Annotated in this window: 19 protein-coding genes; 16 read left to right on the plus strand and 3 right to left on the minus strand. The window is 43.7% G+C overall.

The window, feature by feature from the left end:
• Positions 1-4 precede the first annotated feature (4 nt).
• Together DK846_RS00170 and DK846_RS00175 are read left to right on the plus strand one after the other, a co-directional pair.
• Positions 5-532 (plus strand): chemotaxis protein CheW, encoded by a 528-nt coding sequence (locus DK846_RS00170; RefSeq protein WP_109966903.1) that lies wholly within the window; start codon positions 5-7, stop codon positions 530-532.
• Between the two features lie 85 nt (positions 533-617).
• Positions 618-2,309, plus strand: a complete 1,692-nt coding sequence (locus tag DK846_RS00175; RefSeq protein ID WP_109966904.1) for a cache domain-containing protein — start codon at positions 618-620, stop codon at positions 2,307-2,309.
• Positions 2,310-2,351: 42 nt separating this feature from the next.
• Here DK846_RS00175 and ftsA read toward each other — a convergent pair whose 3' ends face one another.
• Positions 2,352-3,707: a coenzyme F390 synthetase gene (gene ftsA, locus DK846_RS00180; protein ID WP_109966905.1), complete on the minus strand. Its 1,356-nt coding sequence runs from the start codon at positions 3,705-3,707 to the stop codon at positions 2,352-2,354.
• A gap of 68 nt (positions 3,708-3,775) precedes the next feature.
• Here ftsA and uvsE point away from each other — a divergent pair, with 68 nt between their 5' ends.
• Positions 3,776-4,726, plus strand: coding sequence for a UV DNA damage repair endonuclease UvsE (uvsE, locus tag DK846_RS00185; protein ID WP_245926412.1), 951 nt, complete (start codon positions 3,776-3,778; stop codon positions 4,724-4,726).
• Between the two features lie 55 nt (positions 4,727-4,781).
• On the opposite strand, the gene DK846_RS00190 is transcribed toward uvsE, so the two are convergent.
• Positions 4,782-5,345, minus strand: a complete 564-nt coding sequence (locus tag DK846_RS00190; protein ID WP_109966907.1) for a YqhA family protein — start codon at positions 5,343-5,345, stop codon at positions 4,782-4,784.
• 296 nt (positions 5,346-5,641) lie between these two features.
• On the opposite strand from DK846_RS00190, the gene DK846_RS00195 reads away from it, so the two are divergent.
• Positions 5,642-6,100 carry a VOC family protein gene (locus DK846_RS00195; RefSeq protein ID WP_281269798.1) on the plus strand — a complete coding sequence of 153 codons (459 nt, stop codon included), beginning with the start codon at positions 5,642-5,644 and terminating at the stop codon, positions 6,098-6,100.
• Positions 6,101-6,153: 53 nt separating this feature from the next.
• Positions 6,154-6,675, plus strand: a complete 522-nt coding sequence (locus DK846_RS00200; protein WP_109966909.1) for a zinc ribbon domain-containing protein — start codon at positions 6,154-6,156, stop codon at positions 6,673-6,675.
• Between the two features lie 456 nt (positions 6,676-7,131).
• Here the strand turns inward: DK846_RS00200 and DK846_RS00205 are convergent, their stop codons facing one another.
• The gene (locus tag DK846_RS00205; protein WP_109966910.1) at positions 7,132-8,349 is read right to left on the minus strand and encodes an FprA family A-type flavoprotein; all 1,218 of its coding nucleotides are present in this window, start codon (positions 8,347-8,349) and stop codon (positions 7,132-7,134) included.
• 40 nt (positions 8,350-8,389) lie between these two features.
• On the opposite strand from DK846_RS00205, the gene DK846_RS00210 reads away from it, so the two are divergent.
• The 11 genes from DK846_RS00210 (at position 8,390) to DK846_RS00255 (ending at position 23,852) form a co-directional block, all read left to right on the plus strand.
• On the plus strand, positions 8,390-9,235 hold the full coding sequence (locus DK846_RS00210; RefSeq protein ID WP_181391545.1) for a V4R domain-containing protein: 846 nt from the start codon (positions 8,390-8,392) through the stop codon (positions 9,233-9,235).
• 118 nt (positions 9,236-9,353) lie between these two features.
• The gene (gene ppcA, locus DK846_RS00215) at positions 9,354-10,868 is read left to right on the plus strand and encodes a phosphoenolpyruvate carboxylase (RefSeq protein WP_342769636.1); all 1,515 of its coding nucleotides are present in this window, start codon (positions 9,354-9,356) and stop codon (positions 10,866-10,868) included.
• A gap of 101 nt (positions 10,869-10,969) precedes the next feature.
• The gene (locus tag DK846_RS00220; protein WP_109966912.1) at positions 10,970-11,854 is read left to right on the plus strand and encodes a DUF1616 domain-containing protein; all 885 of its coding nucleotides are present in this window, start codon (positions 10,970-10,972) and stop codon (positions 11,852-11,854) included.
• On the plus strand, positions 11,851-13,665 hold the full coding sequence (locus tag DK846_RS00225) for a glycosyltransferase family 39 protein (RefSeq protein WP_109966913.1): 1,815 nt from the start codon (positions 11,851-11,853) through the stop codon (positions 13,663-13,665). Before DK846_RS00220 ends, DK846_RS00225 begins: the two co-directional genes overlap by 4 nt.
• Before the next feature lie 153 nt (positions 13,666-13,818).
• Positions 13,819-14,628, plus strand: coding sequence for a PP2C family protein-serine/threonine phosphatase (locus tag DK846_RS00230; RefSeq protein WP_109966914.1), 810 nt, complete (start codon positions 13,819-13,821; stop codon positions 14,626-14,628).
• Entirely contained in the window at positions 14,625-18,044 is a 3,420-nt protein-coding gene (locus DK846_RS00235) for a serine/threonine-protein kinase (RefSeq protein WP_109966915.1), read from the plus strand. The genes DK846_RS00230 and DK846_RS00235 overlap by 4 nt, the downstream gene beginning before the upstream one ends.
• Positions 18,045-18,204: 160 nt before the next feature.
• The gene (locus tag DK846_RS00240; protein WP_146201080.1) at positions 18,205-18,705 is read left to right on the plus strand and encodes an FHA domain-containing protein; all 501 of its coding nucleotides are present in this window, start codon (positions 18,205-18,207) and stop codon (positions 18,703-18,705) included.
• The gene (locus DK846_RS00245) at positions 18,702-19,502 is read left to right on the plus strand and encodes a 4Fe-4S binding protein (RefSeq protein ID WP_109966917.1); all 801 of its coding nucleotides are present in this window, start codon (positions 18,702-18,704) and stop codon (positions 19,500-19,502) included. Before DK846_RS00240 ends, DK846_RS00245 begins: the two co-directional genes overlap by 4 nt.
• A gap of 196 nt (positions 19,503-19,698) precedes the next feature.
• Positions 19,699-19,869 (plus strand): hypothetical protein, encoded by a 171-nt coding sequence (locus DK846_RS17485; protein WP_181391546.1) that lies wholly within the window; start codon positions 19,699-19,701, stop codon positions 19,867-19,869.
• Positions 19,870-19,937: 68 nt separating this feature from the next.
• A complete protein-coding gene (locus tag DK846_RS00250) occupies positions 19,938-20,618 on the plus strand; it encodes a HAMP domain-containing protein (RefSeq protein WP_181391547.1) in 681 nt (226 codons plus the stop codon).
• Positions 20,619-21,086: 468 nt separating this feature from the next.
• Entirely contained in the window at positions 21,087-23,852 is a 2,766-nt protein-coding gene (locus DK846_RS00255) for a methyl-accepting chemotaxis protein (RefSeq protein WP_109966919.1), read from the plus strand.
• Positions 23,853-24,299: the final 447 nt, after the last annotated feature.

A 24,299-nucleotide genomic window follows, 5' to 3' on the forward strand; every position in this document is an offset into this window, starting at 1 on the left:
AGAAATGGCAATTGCAGCAAGTCAGCAAAACGGTTCAGGCAGTTTAGGGACAGCTGCCGGTAACGATGAAGTACAGGTTGTTGAATTTCTTATCGGTGAAGATAAGTTCGCAGTAAACCTCTTTGATGTCAGGGAAATCGTAGAAGCGAGCAAAATAACTCCCCTTCCTCACGCATCCTCGTATATCAGGGGGATCATAGATCTGCGTGGTGAGATCACAACCATCGTTGATCTCCGCCACCTGCTCAAAATTAAAAAAGGCGGAGACAATAATAGCGAAGATCTCAGGTTTATCGTTCTTGACGAATCGGTAACAGATGGCAAAACAGGGGTTGTCGTTGATGAGGTCACTTCAGTGCTCACAGTTTCTGTTGCTGATATCGATCAGAACTCACATGGGGCAGGTGACGAGTCATATATCCTTGGTGTCATCAAGAAAGAAGTTGGAGAGAGGGGAGAGAGTAAGAAGGAACTGGTGATCTGGATCGATATCTGTGGTTTGATCAAACAGGCCGGCGGAATAAGCCCCTAAATTTCCTTTTTTTAAGAGCGATGCTATTTTTCTTTTCCACGACGTATCCGATGGATTATAAAGCGATGTCATCCCAGTGACTTGTATGAGAGGGATTAAGATCCTCCTATGCCTGCTGATCGTCTACCTTCTGTTGGTTATGGCAGGAGCAGAGCAGAATAATGCAGTTAATGATTCAAGGCATCAGGATATGAAGAATCTTATCGGAAAAATATCTGATGAGATAACCAGCGGCCTTGAAGATGTCGAACGTGCAAATGAGAAGAGCGCTAAAACATTCTCAAACGGCACACTTGAAGGTGAGTATGTTTCAACAGTTCTGAATGACAAGGTGTCTGCAATTCCTTTCGCCCATTCATCACTCGTGATTTTACCTTCAGGACTGGTCACAGCTGCAGCACCGGCTGAGTACCAGAATCTTGTGGGTATGTCTCTAAATGATACTGCAGTTATAACAGCAAATAAAAAGAAGAGGCCGGTACTTAGTGACATATTCCTTCTCACAGAGGGATTTTATGGAGTATCACTCAGTTATCCAATCTTTTCACCAGAGAAGAATTACCTGGGATATACTGATCTAACATTCAGACCTGAAGAATTTCTCAGGCAGTACATCATTCCTGCGGTAGAGCAGAGCAGGTATGATATCATGATCCTTCAGCCAAACGGACTCATTGTATACGAAACCAATGAGGAAGAGATCGGGCGTGATGCAATTTCTGATCCTCTGTACGCTGAACCAACTCTTCACCAGGCTGCAATTAATATCACATCACAGAGAGCAGGCACATCTTCATATCAGTTCTGGAACCAGAACTGGAATAAAAAAGTCCCACGGGAAGCGATCTGGGATACCCTTGAATTTGATGGACAGCAATGGAGAATCGTTGTAATCAGTGATATTGGTGATTCTGAACCTGTCAAAAATCTTAAGATTAATATCACGACAGAAAAAACCGAGGACCTGAACAGTTCAATTCTCTCACTCACCGAATATATGGAAAATGCAACAGATTATGCTAAAAATCATGGAAAGAAGGAAGTTCTATCTGTATTTAATAACCAGTCAGGGCCGTTCGTAACAGGAGATCGGTACATCTTTGCATATGACATGAATGGTACAGCCCTTGCTCTTCCTTTTCAGCAGGGATTTATCGGGAAGAACCGGATGAACCTCACCGATGTAAATGGATTTTCGATCCTTCCTGCAATGATTGATCGTGCCAGTGATGGTGGCGGTTATCTCTACTTTGTGTATCCGAATCCTGCAGAAAATTACACCCCGATGCTGAAACTTTTCCAGGTGAAACCCGTTGATGACAGCTGGTTTATCGGATCAGGGATCTATATACCCCAGATTCAGGCCTCAATATCACCACAAAACCTTAGTGACCTCAATACGCGGGTAAAAAAAGCTGCAATGCATGCAGATGATATCGGAAAAGAGAAGGCAATTGCTGATTTCAATGATATTAACGGTACATATGCTGACGGAGGAGACTATATATTTGCATATGGGTACGACGGGACAACTCTTGCTCTTCCACACCAGCCAGAATTGATAGGAACAAACCGGTCAGATTACACCGATCAGTTTGGATGTCAGATCATCAGAATGGAAATAGATGCAGCAAAGAGGGGCGGAGGATATGTGTACGTGGTATATGGAAACCCGGACACTAAAAAGAACGAATTAAAACTCTGCTATGTCACTCCTGCCGGAGATGATTGGTTAGTTGGCTCAGGGATTTACACAGGACAGAACCTGGACGGGTAAAACCCGACATGGGATTTATAAAATCTCAGGTTCCTACCTTTTTTATCTCCGGTCTACAAGCCGCTTAGGACGCCCGGATAGTGCAGCTGACTCAAGCCCACCCGGAGGGGTGATGTGGCATGCTATCGATAACAGGCCTTCCTGATACGGATTAATAAGCCCGGGTTTTCCAGCGAAAAATGATTTGATAAAATTTTCAGAGATCAGATCGTGCTCAGGTTTTTCGGGATGTTTACTCTCCACATTCACCCGTAGCAGAGTCGTATCATGCTCCTCATCAAAATAAATAAACGATTCATACTCTCCGGTGAGATACTCCATATTCTCCCTTTGAAAAACTCCACGTTCAATATCAACCCGGTTCAACGGGGCACCCTGGATCCAGAAGGTTTCAGCTTCACGCTGCGGGCTATATATCCTCATGTGAGTTCTGCCACAGGCACAGGTATCCCGGGATATTATAACAGTGGTATCTTCAGTATCATAGTTCAACAGGATCGTCCCACATAATTCGCCTTCAGGAATAAGGGTTGTCAGAACAATCCGCCCACATTCACCATCTTTAACAAAATTTTTCATCCTGTCATCGTATATGTCCATGTGTACCAGGTCTTCTGGAACATGCAGACCCTGCCGGGCAGTACATTCACCACACATCGTGCCTTCTGTGCTGCCATAGGTGTTGTATACATCACACCCCCACAGATCCCGGAGATATGCCTTTGATTCTTCAGCATACGCCTCGCCGCCGATGATCAGTCTCTGAATTCCTGACTCTTCAGGTCTGATCCCTTCAGCTTTCATCTTGTCTGCAAGCCGTAAAAATTTGAAAACACTACCGACAATTCCTGTTGGATGATAGTTTGTGATAACCCTAAGTGGGAAGGTGCACTTTCCTGTCGGGATAATTGTAAAACCAATATCACGTGCTGCAAGTGTCATGGTATTGGCACCCACATTCATCCCATATGATGCACAGATAATGATCCTGTCACCGGGACCTATTCCCTGGGATACAAATGACCGGGCATATTTTTCCGCAAATCGTTGCCAGTCATTCCATGTAAGAAAGTAACTTTTTGGTACCCCGCTCGTGCCACTTGTTTCATGAACGGTAAAGACACTATCCCAGGATACACTTTTAAATCCAAACTCATTTTGATTGGGGGGCTGATGGGTCCTTATGTCTGCTCCAGATATTATAGGAAGTGAGAGGAGATCTTCATGGCACCTGATGGAATCCGGATCGATATGATGGGTTTTGAACCATTTCCGGTAGAATGGAGAGTGTTCATTTGCATACATAACCGTATAATGGAGCCTCTCTTCGATCAGTTCATCAAGACTCCCCCGGTCCATCGTCTCCACAGACTCGCGGTAATAGCCATTTATTCCCATATAATCAGTTCACTCCTCTCTTGCTTCCTTATCCCGTTGCTGTGTGTATAGTACTTCCAATATATATCATGAGTACTCAGGCTCTTGTTCATTACCTGGAAAGGCAGAGATCCTGTAGAACATACCATATGAAGATTGGATATCCCTGTATCAACAGAGGAATCGGTTGCAGTTCAGGAAGAACATTCAGGCTTAAATCATACTCTGAAGAGAGGATGATCTCTTCTGTATCAGATAACCTCATGTGTCTTGAGAGAATCCTTGCATGGAATCTGGAGCATAGGATCCGGTTTTTCAGGATCACATCAGACATTATCCCATTTGCATCACATCCAATCTGCACATATCCCTGGAAAGAGCATTTTAAGGATAGACTCAAAGAAATTGGAGAGTTCATTAGTAATACTGGAATTCGAATATCAATGCATCCGGACCAGTTTATTGTTCTAAATTCTCCTAATGAAAAGGTGGTTTCCCGTAGCATTGACGAACTAATGTATCATGCTGCTCTACTTGACATCATGAATCTGGATAGTACTGCCAAGATCCAACTCCATGTCGGTGGTGTATATGGAGATGCGAAGGCAGGAATCTCAAGATTCATCGGTGTTTATGAGATGCTTGATCCAGCTTTACAGAAACGTCTTGTTGTTGAGAACGATGATCAACGGTTTACTGCTACAGACTGTCTCGAAATACATGAAGAGACCGGCATTCCGATCCTCTTTGATGTCTTTCACCACACCTGCCACAACACCGGTGAAAGAGCAGATGAGATGCTGAAATTAACAGGCAAAACCTGGAAGAAGAGCGATGGAATACCAATGATAGATTATAGCTCACAACATCTGGAAAAACGAGTGGGGAGTCATATAGAGCATATCGATCCAGATGATTTTAAAAGATTCCTTGCATTTTCAAGTCCACATGATATCGATATTATGCTTGAGATCAAAGATAAAGAGAAGAGTGCTATTGAAGCGATAATGATAGCGGAATCAGATCCGCGGTTTATATGATCGCCTCAAAGTAAAATTATCAGTAATTTACCAGGCAAAAAAAGAGGCTCCTGTATTAATGCGCTTTTGTCAGGAAGTATGAGCCGATACAAAGTGCAAGAATTGCCAGAGCAAGCATGAATGCATCTGATACCGCAAGCATCTTCATTGAGATAACGTTCTTGAAGAATGCGACAATGAGGATGATGATGATAACCTTGATGATCTTGCTCTTGAGTTCATCAAGCGAGGATATCTGCAGGAGTGGATGATCTACATCATCAGTTGAGTCATGAGCGATGTCAATCTTTGAAATGATTAATTCATACAGACCAAAACTAAAAATCAGGAAGAAGACCGCAATCAGATAGAGATCAAGAGCCCCGATAAAATCCTTTAAAATATTCTCATTACTTATCTGCTCATGATTTGTGAGAATACCCGGGGTCGTGATGATGATCTCTTTTACCGGAGTAAGAATTTCCATTGTTCCCATAATAAAAAGTGCAATGGAAGCAAACGCACAGAAAAAAACAGCAAGTAGAGCAATATATCGGAACTTCCATAGCCAGTACTCGATTGGGTTCAGAACCTTGGCTTCAAAATCCTCCTCGATATGCTGGTTTATCTTTTTAATCATGATTGTCCTGAAAATTCTTGGAGAGATGGGAGTTAAGGTTTGTGATTGTTTATGTCAAGTGACAATTATCCACCCAGATACCCGCAACCATTGCCAATTATGAAAGACAGAACTACTGTTCTAGAACAATCCATAAAATAACACCCCTCGGAAAATATCTGTATAATCGAATAAAAAAACTGATTACTTTCGCACGATTTATCAAATCTATTTATACCATACAGGGAAACTCTCCGTAAGAACCGGATCTAAAGCCTGGTTCATCGAGAGGAATAATTGTGATCAAGTATCATTCAGTGGTTTTAATCTGTAAGGACATGGATATTAGCCGCACATTTTACCAGGAACTCTTTGATCTTACTATAGAACTCGAGATCGAGGGATTAACAACCTTCATTGGAGGAATATCACTCTGGGACCGGGCGTTTGCATCAGGACTCCTGTACAAAGGAGCAGGGATCTCAGAGCCACCAGAGAGGCCGGCTCAGGAGATCTACTTTGATACCGATGAGATCGATGCCTTCTTCAATAAAATAACAAGCAGAGGAGTAAGACTGCTCCACCCGATCGAGAATACTCCCTGGCAGCAGAGAACTGTGCGGTTCTTTGATCCTGATGATCATCTGATCGAGGTTGGAGAGTCCATGGAAGAGGTGATCAGAAGAATTGCACGGGAAGGACACACACCTGAAGAGGTTGCTGACCTGACATTTATGCCTGTCGAGATAATTAGGGAAGTTCTAAAGCAGAATTGACCACGCTAGAGCATAGAGAAGAACATTTCACCATTAAAAACAAAGACGATATCATGAGCACTATACCCGGAGTCTGCCAGAGCTGTGGAATGCCACTTATGTCACCTTCAGATCTAGGCACTGAATCAGATGGAACACCATCAACACAGTATTGTACCTACTGCTACCAGAATGGAGAATTTACTGATCCAACCGCAACAGTAGAACAAATGTCTGAAAAAGCAGGGGAAATCATCTCAAAGATGTACGAAATGCCCCTTGATAAGGCAATAGAACTTAGCAGAATGCAGATTCAGAATCTGGTCCGCTGGAGCGGGAGAGTAATCCCATCATGCGAGAGCTGTGGAATGCCTCTTGTTTCAGATCATGATGCCGGGACTGAGAAGGATGGAACCCCAAGCACCAGGTATTGTACCTACTGTTATCAGAATGGAGCATTCACTGAACCTGACCTAACTTTTGAGACCATGATCAAAAAATATGCAACAATGTTTGCCAGTGAGTATGGCATGCCGGTCAACAAAGCAGAGCAGATGGTGAGCCAGTTCACCAGCACTCTCCCCAGATGGAGATAAATGTAATATCCCATCTTTTAGATAAGCAGTTATCACCTTTTGAAAATTCTGTTTAACCGGAATATCCCAGATAACCGAATCAGACATCAGGGGTTATTAAGAGATTTCTGACCTGACTGGTTCTTTCAGTTCTATCATTCATTCTGTCTGTAGTTGTTAGGGAATTAAAGATATGATAGTCCTGCTGTCTTACAACATCAAAATCTTGGATTCAACTTTCTTAAGGTTCCTATCAGTTACATCATTTTATTAAGATGCCTCATGAACAGGATTCAGCCCGGGATTTGTATAACAAATAATTAACAAAGATGAAATAAACAACAAAAGAGCCCAGAAGGGTGACCTCCCGGCAAGTCCGGGAGGCCTGAAACTTGAGTGTTCGATCAGGTGGCTTATGGGGAGTTATTGGACATGGGAGTCCGTGTTTGAATCGGAGGAAATTAAGTAATTAATTAATTAGACCTTAACCTTCTGTGCAATCTCCTTCCCTGCCGCAAAGGCTTTATCGAGTTCGTTCTCATCAGGCACATAGAGAACTTCCATACCATCAACAACAGTAAACCCTGCGGTCTTGAGTTCTTCTGCGACAATCTTAATAGCCCCACCTGTTCCTCCCATTGAACCGAAAGTAAGGGCAAGCCGCTCACCGGTCCGGTTGAACCGCAGACCTTTGAGATAGTAAAGGAGATCACCGATACTTGGATATGGCATATCATTGATCGTTGGAATACCAACCATGATCGCTTTAGATTCAAGGATGTGCTTGACGATCTCTGAACGTTCATCTTCATGGAGGTTGAAGACCTTAACATCGCAACCGCCTGCCATGGCACCCTCTGCAAGTGCATGACCAAGCATCTTGGTTGATCCATGCATCGTGTCATAAATGACGGTTACCTTGTTCTTCATCCCGGTGCCGGTTGCCCATCCGACATAAGCGTTGATGATCTTTGAGGGGTCTGTCCAGATCTGGCCGTGTGACGGGGCAATCATTTTCACCTTACTGAGCAGGTCAAGATTCGTCAGTTCAGTTGCTTTCTTGAGGAAGAGCGGAGTTAGTGGAACGATGAGATTTGCATAAAATTTCTGGGCTGCATCCATCAGGATGTACTCAGGGATATCAGTGTCAAGCCTGTCTGCAAAGCAGAGATGCTGACCAAAGGCATCATTCGGGAAAAGAATTCCATTTTCGGCATAGAGCGTGAACATGGAATCTGGCCAGTGAAGGAGGGGTGCTTCAACAAACGCCAGGGTTTTGCCTCCGATATCAAGTGTCTCACCGGTTTTAACGTTCTTGTATGTAGCATCCTTGAGTGCAGGATAGTGGCGGATCAATCCCTCCTCGCAGACTTTGGTACAGTATATCGGTGCATCAGGGAAGCGTTTGTGTACCTCTACAACACCACCGGAGTGATCCTTCTCGACATGGTTTTGTACGATGATGTCAATCTTGAGATCTTTTCCTTCACGAGCACAGGCATCAGCGATACGGCCCCACATCTGTGCAGTCTGGCCGGGATAGACATTATCAATAAGGACAGTCTTCTCACCAAAGATGAGGTAACAGTTGTAAGAAGTTCCGTCCAGTGTGTATCCGTGATAGGTTCTCAGATCCCAGTCAAGAGTTCCGACCCAGTATACGCCATCAGCGATCTTGTATGCTTCTGCTTTCATGTTGTTCTCTCCATTCGTATTACTGCGAACATTCTATTGCATGCGAACGAGTATAAAGGTTGTGATCAAATCTGTGTATGTGAACCAGGCAGGAGCCATTGAAGATCATGAAAGGGATGGCGAGGTCACCCTCTTCTCAACAAAAACAAGTGTTATTGCAATAGACAGTCTGATCAAGCGCCGGATTTTAAAGATCATTGCTGATGGCGAGATCTCATTTGACGAGATAGTCTCGCTAACCGGTAAGGCGAAATCCACAATATCAGTTCACCTTAGGGACCTGGAAACTGCAGGCCTTATCTCCTCCAGGCCTGATCCGGTAGACCACCGTAAAAGGCTCATTTCGATGAACTCAGAACCAATCGGACAACTAACTAATGCAGACAGGAAAACTGCGCAGAAACATATCCATGAAGAGGAAGGTACGCTTCCTTTCACCGAAGGAGACATCGCATCCTTTTTCAGTTATACACTTCGCGTTTTCAGAACCGAGGCTATGAACCTTGGAATGAACATCGATCCAATCCTGAAGAGGTCTGGTCTTCGAATCGGCAGGGCTCTTGCCCCTCTGGTTGCTGATGAGACAGTTGCCGGAAAGGTTTCAAAAATGAGTGCCTTCTGGCAGTCATACGGACTTGGAACGATCACTCTAGTTTCTGAACACCCGCTGACTCTCCGGGTGGAGGGATGCTTCGAATGCCAGGACCTGCCAATTACCGGACATGGTTCTTGTGCATTTGATATAGGTGTCCTATCATCCTTGTTTTCAGAAGAGTTTATGCAAAACCCACAAGTTGTTGAAGTCGAATGTTATTCAACCGGTTTTGACCACTGCACATTTATCATTACCCGCGGAGATCATCCAGAATTCAACACGGTTGCCTAGAATAATGGGGAAGTGTTATTACTCGTGAAGGAAAATATTAGACAATAATATTCGGATTCAGTTCTGTTTCTTTTTTTCTGACTGCCATTGTCTTTTGATCGTTTATTGGGGGCTTGTGATGAAAAACAAACGTACATCTACAACTCGTGCAACCAGTAATAATCCTACTAATCTGACTGATTCAATCCCGCGAACGATGAGTACGCAGCACCCAGATAATGTCACCACCCCGTTCTTTGCAGCTAACCCTGAACTGAGCGGCGAGGACGAGGTCAGAGAGGCGTTTTACATCTTTTCACATCTTGGCTGTCGTGAACAGATGTGGGATTGTGAAGGTAAGGAAGTTGACAACTTTGTTGTCAAGAAACTTCTCTCACGCTACCCCGAGTACTTCAGAAAGAATCAGCTCGGAAAAGATAGGTTGCTCACACTGAGGGTTCCAAACCCTGAGTTCGAACGTGCTGAAGCAAAGATCCTGCTTGAGACATTAGGATCAATTCCACGATCCTACGACATCGCCTCTCTCTTTTACGGAGATGAAACACCTCCGATCTTTGAGGTCATCCTCCCGATGACAACATCCTACTCATCCATCGACAACATCTACCAGTATTACTGTGATTTCGTTGTCGGGCAACAACACCAAAGACTCGGGGGACGGGATAGCACAATTGCAGACTGGATCGGATCCTTTCACCCAGATCGAATCAATGTGATCCCGCTCTTTGAAGACAGGGACGGGATGCTCAATGCTGCCTCAATCGTGAGACGGTATATGCAGGATAAAAACCTGCCATACCAGCGGGTCTTTCTGGCACGCTCAGATCCAGCCGTCAACTATGGGCAGATCGGAGCAATCCTGCTCAACAAAATAGCACTCTGGAAATTATCTGCACTCTCTGAAGAGACCGGAGTTCCGATATGCCCGATCATCGGTGCAGGATCAGCTCCGTTCAGAGGAAACTTGAGACCTGATACAGTGGATCGCGTTGTTAAGGAGTACCCGGGAACATACACCTTCACCATTCAGTCTGCATTCAAGTATGATTATCCTCTCAATGAGGCTGCAGAAGGGATAAGGCTCCTTGAAGAGCGGGATATCAAGCCCGCTGTGTTCATTGATGAGGAAGAGTCACTCAACCTTCTGGATCGATACTCTGCCGAGTATCAGAAACAGATCATCACACTTGCCCCGATGATAAACCGGATAGCGGGACATATCCCGGGAAGACGGAAGAGAAAACTACATATCGGGCTCTTTGGGTATTCACGGAGTATGGGGGAGGTATCACTGCCTCGTGCCATCACCGTAACTGCTGCTCTGTATTCGATCGGAATACCACCAGAGATCCTTGGAATGAATGCTCTTACTCCAGAGGATATTGAATTTTTAAAGAAGACATATGTAAATTTTGAGGCAGATTTAACTGATTCAGTCAGGTACCTGAACCCTGAATCAAAATTCATTCCAGATGGAGTGATTCAGGCAGTAAACGAGATCGTCCCGATACAGCCTGATCCAGAACATCAGGATATCTCATCCAGGATAGAGAAAGGGCTTTCTGCATGTCAGATGGAAAGTTTCACAGATCTCATTTTACAGGCAGGACATATCAGAAAGTTCCTCGGATAGGACGTATCTTTTGTTCTCTTTTTTTGATATCCATTTAAAGAACCTCCAACCAGGTACAACTCTTTATTTTAAAGCATTTTCAAGCACACATTATAGAGAAGATGAATAATAAGGGAATGTTCAGAACTGATTCACTCTTGAGAATTCCTGAACTCATCCTGCTCTCGGGCCTGATATTGTGTGTCTTTGGTCTACTTGGAATTCTTATTCCTTATCTAGGCCCTGCTACCTCAATTGCAGGAATCGTCTGTGGATTCTGGCTTTCAGGATATGCAGTAATGACAATACTCTTCCCATTCAAAGCATCTGGTGAGCGGATTGTAACAATTATTGGAAGTCTGCTCTGCAGCATCACATTTCTGACTGTTGGTGCATTAGTCTGTGAATTTATTGGAAACCGGGCTTTTTCTTATCTGTCAGATCCCGGTGTTACTCCATTCTTTACTTCAATAATTCTGTTATACACAACAATTTTCGTTTTGATAGCCCTTATCGTGGTTTATACACGATCAGACAGGATCACAATATCAGATTTCATCAGCGAGGCAGGTAGTGAATTACACAAATATGTCCCTATCGTTGCCGCAGGACTCCTGACAATACTTCTTTTTCTTGGTGTTGCATTATGGATATTATCTGCCGCACAACCCGCAGAAACAACTGAACTCTGGCTACTTAATATGAATCATACTGCAGCAGATTATCCAACATCAGTGCATGCAGGAGAAGGTCTCACCAGTATTATTGGAATTCATAACCAGGAGAAAAACACCAGGTTTTTTCTTGTAACCAAAATTCAGAATGATACAATAAGTTCAAGACCAGTTATCCTTGATAAAGGAGAGATGACAGAGTTCCCGGTCATCATCAATAATCTCACTGGATCTCAAGGTGATAAAGTGAAGATCACATACAATCTCTTTACCGAAGATGGCCTGAATACGACACCCTTCCGGAGTGTATCAGAGAGTATTAGAATACTATGAACGACAGAACATACCTATATCTGTGCTCTGTAAGTTGTGCTGCAGCTGCATGTATCCTTCTTTTATCAAGGATCTATCCCTCACTCGCCCCACTATCTCTGATCTGTTTCGGGATTGCTGTTCTCTCCTGTATCAGCTGCCAGCGACCGGGATCAAGCCTGGTTATTATCGCTGCCACTACCGCCCTCATCCTTTCATTCAGGTTCCCCTATCTCACATGGGGAGATCCATGGCAGGATTATGAATCGGTGCTGGAAGTGCTAGTCCAGGGATCAACAGCAGCAGCGGGATACCGTCTCCAGCAGCCAGTCTTTCCGGTGGTGGTGTCTGCATTATCAGGGTTTTTATCAATCTCCCCGATGACAGTACAAAAGATCATAATACCCCTCATTGGATCACTTTCGGTTTCAATCCTTTACTTTATGGGACGTGAATACACTGATCGAAAGACTGCATTAACCGCATCTCTAATATATCTCGCTAGTATCCCCTACCTTCACTGGGCATCACAGGGGGTCAGGGAAACACTCGCAATACCCTTCTTCCTTCTTTCAATCTACTTCTCTCACCGGGCTGTGAGGACCGGAAGAGTATCAGACATCTTCCTATCTATTACCGTAATAACAGGGCTCGTTCTTGCCCACCATCAGTCTGCATTTATGTTCTGTGTAATATTTCCGGTAATGACGCTTGCAGAGATATATCTCTTCAAATCTGACACCAGAATCAGAAAGGACGCAGGCATTATCTGCTTAATTATGGCATTTGCCCTCTCCCTTATGCTTATTTGGTGGAAATTCAGACTCACTTTCATTTATATATCCTTTATTGATGATATCAACAAAATTTCACCACTTCATACTATACCGGCAATAATCCAGGTAATCGGTATATTCCTGATCTTTGTATGTGTTGCATTTCTTCCGTCTTTCTATCAGGGAGTAACCAGACCTCTCCGATGTTTGATGTACTGGTTATCCCGGAAAGTCTGGATCCTCCAGATTGGAGGATTCTGCCTTGCTATCGGGGGACTGATACTACTGGTCTCATCACTTGCCGGATATTCATTTATTGCAGTCAGGTACCCGGCTCCCATGATCAGTGCAGGAGTTCTGATACTGCTTCTTATTCTGACAGGTCTACCTGATTTTCTTACACCCAAGCGATTCCCGCTTCTTCTCTTTGCTGCTGTCCCACTAGTATTGCTTGCTCTTGGTCTGACCAGAGCCCTACCTGGAATTGAACTTTTATGGAACAGCCAAATCGATCCACTCAGATTTTTAGGATACCTCTGGCCTCCACTTGCTCTTGCAGCCGGTGCTGGAATTCTCAGGATATTTAAAACAGAAAAAAGATGGAAAATAGCAACAGTCATCCTGTTTCTCTTCCTGCTTGCTACAACTTTCCCTTCAGTTGTTCTCATGGGAACTCCATTTGAAAAGGGAACGATCTGGTATGACAACCGAAGTTTTGTAATATCACATCCAGATACAGAAATTCAGGCTATTGAGTGGTTTAAAGGTGAGAAGACAGATGGAACCCTGACTTCAGACAGGTATGCATTCTCTGCTGCACGATGGCTGAACACCCAGGGGAGTTCTGTAAAAGAGCCTATTGAACGACCATCCCCTGATTCATCATATAATTACTGGCTTCTTACCTCACGAATGAGTATTTACGCGAATTTTGTTGAATGGATTACCCAGGAGGCATACCCTGTAACGACCAGGGAGCGGGAAAGTCTGGATCTGAATACAGTCCGGTTGTATGATAACGGGGATGCTGTATTATACAGAAATGCAAACGCGTAATATAAGGTGCCAGACAGTTGCAATTCGCTGCAACTCAGATCAACCCTTTTGATACCTTTAAACCCTTACCATACAATACGTCAATCAGTACAAAACTGACTACTCCATACTGAAAGATATGGGAATGTCACCGATCCAAAGCCGGGAATATTGATGACGGACCAAAGGAGTAAACCTGAATCGTATCACAATATCGATCTCTCCTTTTTTACTCATAACGGGGGGATAAGGGCAAACAATGAGGACAGCCTTCTAGTTGATGATTTAGTGATATCGGACAGATCCATGGACAAGCCACTCTCTCATCAGATGACAGGGAAAGATATCATCTGCTGTGTCGCAGACGGGATTGGTGGTTCTGAAAAAGGAGAGGTTGCCAGCAATCTTGTTCTCTCTGCTCTCAGAAACCAGGAAAAAGCGATTGATAATGAGGAATCACTCGGATTTGCCATTGCTGAAGGAAAGGAATTACTGGAAAAGTATGCACTTGACAACCCAGATGCAGTAAATTTAGGCTGCACTCTTGCCGGGATCTCCATCTTTGGTGATTCAGCGATTGTATTCAACGCCGGAGACTGTAGGGTGTATCGGATCAATGGCAACTATTTCGAACAGATTACCAAGGATCACTCGGTAGTCCAGGTTCTCTTCGAGGAAGGGATCATTAATGAGGATGAGATGAGGTACCATCCGAGAAGAAACGTAGTCACCTCGTCGGTATCGGGTGATGGAAACCCGAACTCAGTCAAACTCTTTTTTACGAAAATTCCGGTAAGGATGTCTGATGTTTTTTTTATTTGTTGTGATGGGATATGGGGGTGTTTTTCACACGATGAACTCGAACTTATTTACCAGCGGTTTAAAGGGTACGAATTCTGTGAAAAACTCCTGGGCGCCGCAATAGCGAGAAAGGCATCAGATAATATCTCTGCAATTCTCATCCAGATATCACCAGTTACATGACATCACCCCCAGAAGATCCACCAACCATCAGAGAAGGGTTGAATCCTGATATCAGGAAAGAAAAGGTCATCTCGAGGGATATTGCAGAATATGCCGAGCCAGAGCCTATCAGTGGTGAATTCAGGGGATACCGCCTTATAAGGCAGTTTCCTGCTGCAGGAGGAGAAGCTGATATCTGGCTTATCCACAAGGATTCCGGTTATGGAGTTCTGAAACATTACCGGCTCGGTATAGAGCCAAAACCTGATGTTCTTGAGACAGTTGCTGCAATATCACATAAGAATCCCCGTCACCTGGTACGGATTCACTCATATGGATTTGATGAAGCCACAAACCGTTGGTATGAGATCCAGGAGTACGCTGGAAATGGATCACTCAAGGATCTTATCAGGAACCAAACCATCGGGATGAGTCAGTTCAGGAGCATTATCGGAGAGATAACAGAGGGTCTTGAATCCCTTCACCAGTCAGGAATTCTCCATCTTGATCTCAAACCATCAAACATCCTGATACGAAGTCTGCGACCACTGAACCTGATCCTCATCGACTTCGGGATATCAACGCTTCTGCAGAATGAATTTTCCAGACAGGTAACAAGTACGAAAGGAACCCCGATGTACTGGGCACCTGAACAACTGGGCAATATTGTAGGAAAGGAGGCTGATTACTGGGCTCTGGGCGTGATAGCACTTGAGATCTTCACGCACAAACACCCCTTTGACGGGATGAACCATAATGTCATCCTTGCTACCCTCTCAACACGGGGGATCCAGATCCCATCAGACATTCATCCAAAAACTGCAAACCTGCTAAAAGGACTTCTGACAAGAAACCCACGCAGGCGGTGGGGATACAGAGAGGTTTCAGCATGGCTTGCAGGCAGGCAGAATATACCGGTTTTCTATGAGGTTGAATTCTCTTCAGGTAACAGAAAGAATCAGTATGAATTCAGGGGAGAATATTATGGCAGCCTGCAGGATATCTCATATGCATTAATCTCGGATCCCGAAGCATGGGATGATGCAAAGCGGCATATCGGAAGAGGATATCTGAACCGGTGGCTTGAGAAGACAGAGCAGTACGGCAAAGCTGTTGAGATAGAAAAACTTGGAGAGCAGTATCCTGACGAGGATGAACGGCTCATCTTCCTTGCTGCACGATACAACCCATCGGTTCAGTTTGCATTTCTCGGAAAGCCGCTCGATGTTTCAAGCATTACAAGTTACCTTGACAGGTACATGAGACACCAGAACGATGAACGAGAGAAGAGAATCATCTCGATGCTCTTTTCAGGTGAACTTAACAGGATTTACCTGACTTTTTCCGAAATCACCGGAGTTCATGATGGGACATCGCAGATCTCGCAGATGTTTGCATGGCTCTTATCAAATCCCAGGGGAACAGATGAAAAAAAGCAACTCTATGATTACCTCAGTATTCTCAAAGAACGTGAGGAACTCGGTAGTCCTGAAGAGTGGGACACAAAGGCTGTACTCCGTCTTGCGGAGATCAGGAATCTCTTTTCAAAGAATGGATACGATGTTGATTCTGTCAGGATCCGTGATGAACTAAAAAATGCCTGCAAACATGCTCTCCAGTCAGATTCATGTGAACCCGATCTCCTTGTTGCCCTCGCATCAGCAGCAGAAGAAGCAGAACTCTTTGAATTTGTCTCTCCGTGCCTGAAAAAGGCAGCAACCACAGATATCAGAGTGATCAGTCTTCTCTTCAGTAAAAAGAAAGGGATGTTCAGGTTCAAACTCTACAAACGGATGAGGATGGAGTATGAGAAAAATCTCTATTCAATCTCTTCTGATCCCTGGAGAGAGACACCTGAATTCTGGCAGAGCCAGTTTTTTAGTTTAAGAGGAGATAACGCCCTGCCTCTGGCAATATCAGTAGCTGAACGCCTAGTTGAGACTGATATGTTTCGCATTCAGGGATTAGTTATGCGTGGGTGCGCTTTAGCACAAATAGGACGGGTAAAAGAGGCGGAGTTCTTTTTTTCACATCCAGATCTCCTGTCATCTCATGACCCGGATGTCTGGCAGATCCTTGGCAAATGTCATATCTGGACAGGGAGGACAGAAGATGCAAAACAGGCTTTTTTGAAAGGTCTGACATTCAAAAAAGATCACAAGGGACTCCTCAACGACATGATGAAACTTTCAGGTTCGCAGAAGACCCAGACCCAGGTACTTGAGACTTATGATGAGGCATTGGGCAGAGATCCTGATAACCCGGAACTACTTCGAAAAATGGCTGATACTCTCTTTTCAATCGGTAATATCGGGGAAGCGATGACTGCATATGAACAGTACATCAGAATATGTCCGAAAGATAACGCAGCCAGGATATCTCTTGCACGCTGCCAGATAAAACTCAAAAAGACCAGTGAGGCAGAAGAGGTTATAAAACCCATATTAGAATCAGGAATCGCTGATCCACAGGTATATCGCCTGAAGGCATATTTACTCCTTGTAACCGGAAAGGTCAGAGATGCCATCAAGTATCTTGACCTGGCTCTTGAAAGTGAACCAGAAGATGAATGGACAATAAAAATAAAGGCTGATGCACATCTCGCAATAAAGGAGTTTGGTCCTGCCTTACGCTCTATTAATAAAATTCTTGGAACGGATCCCCAAAACTTCCTTTTTCTAGAGAAGCAGGGTAAGATTCTTCTCTCGCTCGGATTTTTTACTCCTGCATTGGAATCACTAAAAAGTGCAGTAAATGGAGGCCGAAATTCCATTGAACTCTGTATTCAGTATGGCGATGCATTGAGACGGGCAGGTGATGATCGATATGGATCGCTGAAAGATGTACATGAGGTCACCGGACATTTACTGAAATGGAGAGTCAGCTCTCTTTACCTTGATCTCTGGGATATAGAAAGAGTCGTTCCCGGTCAGATTGAACGGTTTATGGAGGCAGCAGAATGGTATGAACGGGCATACAACCTTGGTGGAGAGGAGTCGGTTATCAGAAACAGGAAGGGAATCATCGCTGCCCTGCTTGGGAATTATGAAGAGGCGATCACAGCTTTCAGAACAGCAGCCGATACACAGAAGATGCAACCTGCATACCGGACAAACCTGGCTGTTGCCTATGTCCTAAAGGGTGAGATAGAAAAAGGAATCGGCATATTTCTTCAGGGGATGAGCAAATTCTCTAAGGTTGCCCAGTTCCTTGATCAGTGTGCAGGAATGTACTTTCACTATATCGGAGATGATGAAACCGCACTCGACCTCTGCTCTCAAGCAGTAAAAGCGAATACCACAAGAGATCCTAATATCCTATATCATCAGTACCTGGCACTCTCCAGGATGAATCAGACAGAACGAGCAGGTAATGTTAGTACGATGATTCGCCGAATCGATCCCTGGTTCAGATTATCGGGTTCTGATTCTGGATAATTGAAGCATTCGTGCTGGATTAGCCTGAACCAAGACAACACAATGCTCAATACTGATGAGATGAAGTATTACATACCAAAACATATGTCTGGTGGCACTATCTGCTCCTCTCACCAGAAAGGTACATAAAAATAAAATTTTCGCGTTATTTGGCACAGATATGACACTGAAGAAGATTTGTGATGTATGCGGGATGGCCAACCCACCTACCGAGATAATATGCCAGAGATGCTTCACTGATCTCACCAAAAAACGACCAGTTACAGGAAATTCCCCTACAAAGCCCATGAGTCAGGCAACAGGACGAAAGTCGCACATCATATTCATGGGTAAACCTCAATTTGATCAGGATAAAACAATCAGAGAGGTTGCTCCTCTTTTGCTTGTAATGTCACCAGGTCAGATCATCACCATCCATCATGGAGATACAATAGGGCGTGAAGCAATTGGGGGCAGAATATTAAACCAGTACAGTGCAGTCTCCCGCAATCATGCATCGTTTAAATACACAAATGGAAAGTGGCTGGTAAAAGACGAAAACTCCACAAATGGGACGTATATCAACGGAACAAAACTTCTCCCTGAAAAATGGTATGAGATTATGGTAAATGATACCTTCTCGGTCTCATCAGGTTGTAACTTCACGGTCCAGTTCGGATGAATGTTGATCTTAAAGATATTGTTTCTTCATTTTGTACAGAAAAAAATATCCCGCTCGTCGGATATGCTGCATCCAACAGATGGGAACAGCCACTCTTTGAACCCTGGATTCCGGCTGATTTCTACCCACATCATATTCTTCCTGAAACACGAAGTGTCATTGTAATCGGGCTGCCTGTTGCCCTTCCGGTGCTTGAGACCTCCCCTTCAATCTGGTATCACGAACTCTATAAGACTGTCAACTCCCTACTCGATCAATATACAGTTCAGCTGGCATCCCTTCTATCTCGTGCAGGTTTTCCATCAGTTTTTGTTCCTAGAGACGGATACGGGAGCATTGAAGTGCTGCAGAAGAATCCGGTCGCATTTTTCTCACACCGTCATGCAGCAGTTCTTGCCGGCCTTGGGAGATTCGGGGTGAACAACATGGTGCTCACAAGGGAGTTCGGACCGAGAATCAGGTTTGGATCAATCTTTACAACTGCACTGATTCCATCTGATCCTCTTGTTGAAGATGAACTCTGCATACATTGCAACAAGTGTGTTAGCTTATGTCCGGCAAATGCACTTAAAGAAGGAGACTATCCCCTCGTTCTCACAGACAAACCGGCCTGCACAACACAGAGTGCATCTCTCAATAAGAGGTATATTTCACCATGTGGAATCTGCATCAAAGTCTGTCCCATCGGAGAAGACCGGAGAGTCTTCCACCGGGGGAATACCGGGATCTATGAACCGGGGTCTGATACAGATCTTTTCCATGGATGGGAGCATGTCAGGAAGTACGGGGGGAAGTGAGAATATGTATGAAATCATGCCCTTTACCCATAAAACGAAATAAAAGAACCACGATTTTTCTTTCTTACTCTGTACCAATCTTTTTAAATAATACCCTTCATTACAGTATACTGCTAGGCACCTGAATGCTGGATGGGATACCCATGAAAAATACCCTGTCCGGGCATCGTGCAGCCTTGGGAGTGAGGTTCTGGGTATGACAAAGAAAGAGAAATGTCAGGAGCTTATGGGCAGCTTATTCGGTCCTGCTTCTGCTAAACTCGTGTCAAACATGGGTGAAGAGGATTGTGTAAAGAAGTGCAGGGAAAAGGTTGCGGCATTCTTTGGTGAAGAAAAAGCCAAAGAATTTGATACTATCACGGGGTGAGACAGATGAAGATATTACCAAAAATGCTCTTATGCTTTGTCTCAATAATACTGATTTTTGGAGTTATCATGACCATTTCCGCATCTTTTGATGCACAACGGGAAAAGTCAAACATGATAACCCTGTATGAAGAGAGGGCAGTAAGTATTGCCAAGACTCTTGATACATCAGTAGATAGTGAAGAACAACTGGATAATGAGGCCCAGAATCTGGTAAATAAATTAATAGCTGCAGATATGGGAGTTTACGAGTTCAGTATTCATGGAAGGGCTCCGGAAGGAATAACGGAAAGCGGGTACTGGAGACTTGCGAGTAACGACCCAACAATTGTCCACAAGGAGTCTGATCCAGAGGACCTTGATGCTATTAAGATCGATAAGTACAATGTTATTTATAATACTGAAGACGGAAAACCCATCATTGATGTCACATATCCGCTTCATGATGCAAATGGAAAGCCGATCGCTACCGCTGGTATAAAGTTTGATATGACTGCGATTCAGAAGCAGATGATTCCGACAAATATGCTTGCCATCCTGCTTGTGATGCTGATAATCGCCATTATTGCAACGATTATTGTTGCCAACACCATTACTAAGCCCATCAAACAACTTAAGGATGTTGCAGACCGGGTGACATCAGGTGATTTTGATGCAAGTCTGCCAGAAGCGTCTGACGATGAGATTGGAGAACTTACTGCATCGATAGAGATGCTGATCGTAGGGCTAAAGATCAAACGTGGACAATAACAAATTTTTTTTGGGGAATTAATATTACATTAAAACCGCGAGGTTTTTTCAATAAATCCCAATCTTATTGTATCATCCAGACAATCGACATCTTAATTATATCCCACATATAAATGTCCTTATTTATCACTCAAATTTAAACCACATACGATTAAAAAACTTTAACATTAAATTTATGATCACATAAACGCGCGTCCTTTTTTTTTAATTAATTACCATTAATCAGATGTATTACATGTATGAACACTCGGGGTCTGGAGTAATTTTTCCTCATTTTATCGAGATTTTTAAAAAACCAGATGTATCAAATTCGAAGGAGGATTCTGAAAGAGATTAAAACGATTCTTATCCATTCTCTTTCTACTACCTCTTTAATGAAGATCTGATGTATAGAATAATCCATACACGGTGCCTGAACTAGAATTCAGACGATATCAAACGCCTGCCTTGTACTATATCAGAGGAATCATGAGTGAAAACCCGTTCTCTAATGAAGAAATTTCAGATATTCTGACCCTACTTGACGAGATCCCCTATGCCATCCAGGTAATTGACAACGGAATTTTTAGTTATTGTAATAAGGCAACACTTGACCTCTTTGGTGGAGAAAACCTGGAGATGATCCTGGAAAAACCTGTATCCATAATCTCTCCGAGTAGACAACCTGACAACAGTTCATCTCATGAACAGTTTAGTCAATTTATGAGCAGGGCTCATTCTGGTGAGAAAGTCACATTTGACTGGTCGTTTATATCATTGCAATCAGGTCAGATTTTATGTGAAGTCACACTTCATCAGATTCAGTTTAGAGGTAAGAGATGTTTACTTGCAACCGAATCTGAAATAGAAGAATGGGTAAAAGATCTGACTGGACTTGAAAAGAAAAACACTTTCCTTGAACACTCGTTGCAGGCTGTATCAGAGGGACTTAATGCCCTTGCTTTAGGAGATACAGACTTTTCTCTAGCCATACCTCAAGCAGACAATGATACACAGGGGACAATGACTCATCTGACCAGAGTTGTAGAGTCGGTAGAAAAAACCCGAAAATCAATAAAAACTCTGATTGATGATACGACACAGCTTTCTACATCAGTGGCAGAGGGTCAACTCAGCGCCAGAGTAGATACAACAAGGCATCAGGGGAAATTCCGTTATGTTATTGAAAATATCAACTCAACCCTTGATTCGGTTGTAACTCCCCTGCAGACAACAACTGATCTTGTAGGCAGAATATCAAATGGTGATATCCCACCTCCAATATCGGATGAATATCCCGGGGATCTTAATACTGTGAAAACAAGTCTCAATCAGTGTATAGAGGCTATAAATTCTCTTGTATGGGATACAGTACTGCTGAGCGAAGCTGCAGTGAAAGGTAATTTATCAGTTCGTGTGGATCCGACAGAGCACCGGGGAGACTTTGGGCTTATTGTAGAGGGAATAAACAATACCCTTGATTCTATCATTGGACCATTTAAGATCACTGCAGACTATCTTGCCCGGATTGCAGTTGGTGACATCCCAACGACGATAGAGGAGACATACGAGGGAGATTTCAATGAGATAAAAAATAACCTGAACACATGTATCGAAGCTGTGAATGCTATGGTCTGGGATACTGTTGTACTTAGTGAGGCTGCGGTGAAAGGAAAATTTTCTGTTCGTGCTGATGCCTCGCAACATAAGGGAGATTTCAGGGCAATCGTAGAAGGGATCAACAATACTCTTGATTCAGTGATAAATCCCCTGGAGGTTGCTGCAGAATATGTACATCGTATCTCGAAAGGTGATATGCCCCCACTTATCACCGATACATATGAAGGTGACTTCAACGAGATTAAAAACAATCTGAACACATGTATCGAATCGATTAAACGGTTAATATCAGATGCAAATCTTATGGCCGCCGCAGCGGTGAATGGAATGCTCGATACGAGGAGTGACCTGGATAAACACCAGGGTGATTTTAGGGAGATAATGGCAGGGATTAACACCACCCTTGATCACTTTACCTGGCCAATCAGGGAGACTTCCCGCATATGCAAGCATTACGCAGAGTGTGACTTTTCTGCTCGTGTTAATTCAAAACTAGGGCTATCTGGAGAATTTATACCATTCAGGGATTCACTAAACGGTATTGGAATCCAGATGCAGGATGTCATTTCAGAGATAAACCGTATTGCAGGAAGCTATGCTAAAGGTGACTTCAGTACGACGATCGACAGTTCATGCCGGATCAAAGGAGATCTCATACCATTGCGGGATGCACTTGACAGAATTGGTTCAGATATTTCAGATCTGCTGAAAGTAGTCCTGCTACAGATGAAAGATCTGACTGAAAATGCAAAGACTGCATCATCAGGGGTTGCTGATGTCAGTAGCGGTGCGTCCCTGATTGCAGAGACTGCTGAAAGAACGCAGGAAAATGCAGAGAGAAGCCAGCAGGGAATTGATCAGGTGCTTCAGGCCATGGAGGATCTCACCAGGAATATCAGTGAGGTCTCTGTGAACACCGAAAGGGTGGCACAACTGACAAAATCAGCAGATGAAATGGCACAGGGTGGTATTCTCAGCGCCAGTAATGCAGAAAAAGGGATGAAAGACATTACACGGACCAGTAACACTGCAAACACCCTGATTGCCGAGATTCAGAAAGAGATGCATGAAATCGGGAAGATTGTGAACCTGATCACAAATATTGCCAGCCAGACAAATCTGCTCGCTCTTAATGCCGCTATTGAGGCTGCACGGGCCGGAGATGCAGGGAGAGGGTTTGCTGTGGTTGCTTCAGAAGTTAAGTCACTTGCCCAGGATTCACGAAGATCTGCAGAAAACATCAACGAGATGATAGCAAAGTTGCAGAGCAGGGGCGAAGAAGCGGCAAAGGCTATGGCTGAGTCGCAAACCGCTGTTGATACAGGAGACAAAGCCCTGAAAGAGACATTGCAGGCGTTTCATAATCTTTCAGGATCTGTGGAGACGATCAAAGAGAATATGGAGACCGTGGCAAGTGCTTCAGAGGAACAGGCTGCATCATTTGAGGAGATTACTGCCAGTGTAAGCGATATGAGTACACTTGTCAACGAGACTGCAAAGCAGGCGATAAACTCGTCAGCAACGAGTGAAGAGGCCCTTGCGATTGTGTCCCAGATTGAGCATGTTATTGAAGAGATAAATCGTGTTTCAGTTACTATAACTCATAATATGAGCAGATTTACAATAAGGAGTTAAACAGGATATAATCCTCTGACCCAACATACATTTCCTGAAATGCTATAATTATCCATGTAATTATTTCTCACAATATGGTTACCAAAGATATCAGGTAATCTAAAAAACATGTTTGAAATGCCTCATGTTCCATTTATAAACTATTTTGTGAGGATTGCCATGATAATTCTTCCATATGCCGGTCGTGTGATGATGACACCGGTAAGTACTTAATTCATTTTAATTTTTCATCATAGTCATATCATCTACGGTTGCTGCCATCCGGTAGATACTCATGTGTTGAATACAAGCGTTGAGGGAGAAACACAAGACTGATTAAAATCATATGCTGATGAACCGACACTCCCTGATGATCAAATCACCTCATATTACGAGATCTGGATCTCTTTTTTTGATGCTCTAAACCAGTGAGATCGGGTTATCAGAGAACAGTTCAGGGGTTACCGG

The sequence above is a fragment of the Methanospirillum lacunae genome (assembly GCF_003173355.1).
GTDB classification, from domain to species: domain Archaea; phylum Halobacteriota; class Methanomicrobia; order Methanomicrobiales; family Methanospirillaceae; genus Methanospirillum; species Methanospirillum lacunae.

Coding starts and splice junctions, on each gene's coding strand:
- DK846_RS00235 (WP_109966915.1), top strand. CDS start 14,625: ATGACATCACCCCCAGAAGATCCACCAACCATCAGAGAAGGGTTGAAT.
- DK846_RS00200 (WP_109966909.1), top strand. CDS start 6,154: ATGAGCACTATACCCGGAGTCTGCCAGAGCTGTGGAATGCCACTTATG.
- ftsA (WP_109966905.1), bottom strand. CDS start 3,707: ATGGGAATAAATGGCTATTACCGCGAGTCTGTGGAGACGATGGACCGG.
- DK846_RS17485 (WP_181391546.1), top strand. CDS start 19,699: ATGACAAAGAAAGAGAAATGTCAGGAGCTTATGGGCAGCTTATTCGGT.
- DK846_RS00190 (WP_109966907.1), bottom strand. CDS start 5,345: ATGATTAAAAAGATAAACCAGCATATCGAGGAGGATTTTGAAGCCAAG.
- DK846_RS00170 (WP_109966903.1), top strand. CDS start 5: ATGGCAATTGCAGCAAGTCAGCAAAACGGTTCAGGCAGTTTAGGGACA.
- DK846_RS00225 (WP_109966913.1), top strand. CDS start 11,851: ATGAACGACAGAACATACCTATATCTGTGCTCTGTAAGTTGTGCTGCA.
- uvsE (WP_245926412.1), top strand. CDS start 3,776: ATGAGTACTCAGGCTCTTGTTCATTACCTGGAAAGGCAGAGATCCTGT.
- DK846_RS00205 (WP_109966910.1), bottom strand. CDS start 8,349: ATGAAAGCAGAAGCATACAAGATCGCTGATGGCGTATACTGGGTCGGA.
- DK846_RS00210 (WP_181391545.1), top strand. CDS start 8,390: ATGCGAACGAGTATAAAGGTTGTGATCAAATCTGTGTATGTGAACCAG.
- DK846_RS00175 (WP_109966904.1), top strand. CDS start 618: ATGAGAGGGATTAAGATCCTCCTATGCCTGCTGATCGTCTACCTTCTG.
- DK846_RS00255 (WP_109966919.1), top strand. CDS start 21,087: ATGAGTGAAAACCCGTTCTCTAATGAAGAAATTTCAGATATTCTGACC.
- DK846_RS00230 (WP_109966914.1), top strand. CDS start 13,819: ATGACGGACCAAAGGAGTAAACCTGAATCGTATCACAATATCGATCTC.
- ppcA (WP_342769636.1), top strand. CDS start 9,354: ATGAAAAACAAACGTACATCTACAACTCGTGCAACCAGTAATAATCCT.
- DK846_RS00220 (WP_109966912.1), top strand. CDS start 10,970: ATGAATAATAAGGGAATGTTCAGAACTGATTCACTCTTGAGAATTCCT.
- DK846_RS00245 (WP_109966917.1), top strand. CDS start 18,702: ATGAATGTTGATCTTAAAGATATTGTTTCTTCATTTTGTACAGAAAAA.
- DK846_RS00240 (WP_146201080.1), top strand. CDS start 18,205: ATGACACTGAAGAAGATTTGTGATGTATGCGGGATGGCCAACCCACCT.
- DK846_RS00250 (WP_181391547.1), top strand. CDS start 19,938: ATGACCATTTCCGCATCTTTTGATGCACAACGGGAAAAGTCAAACATG.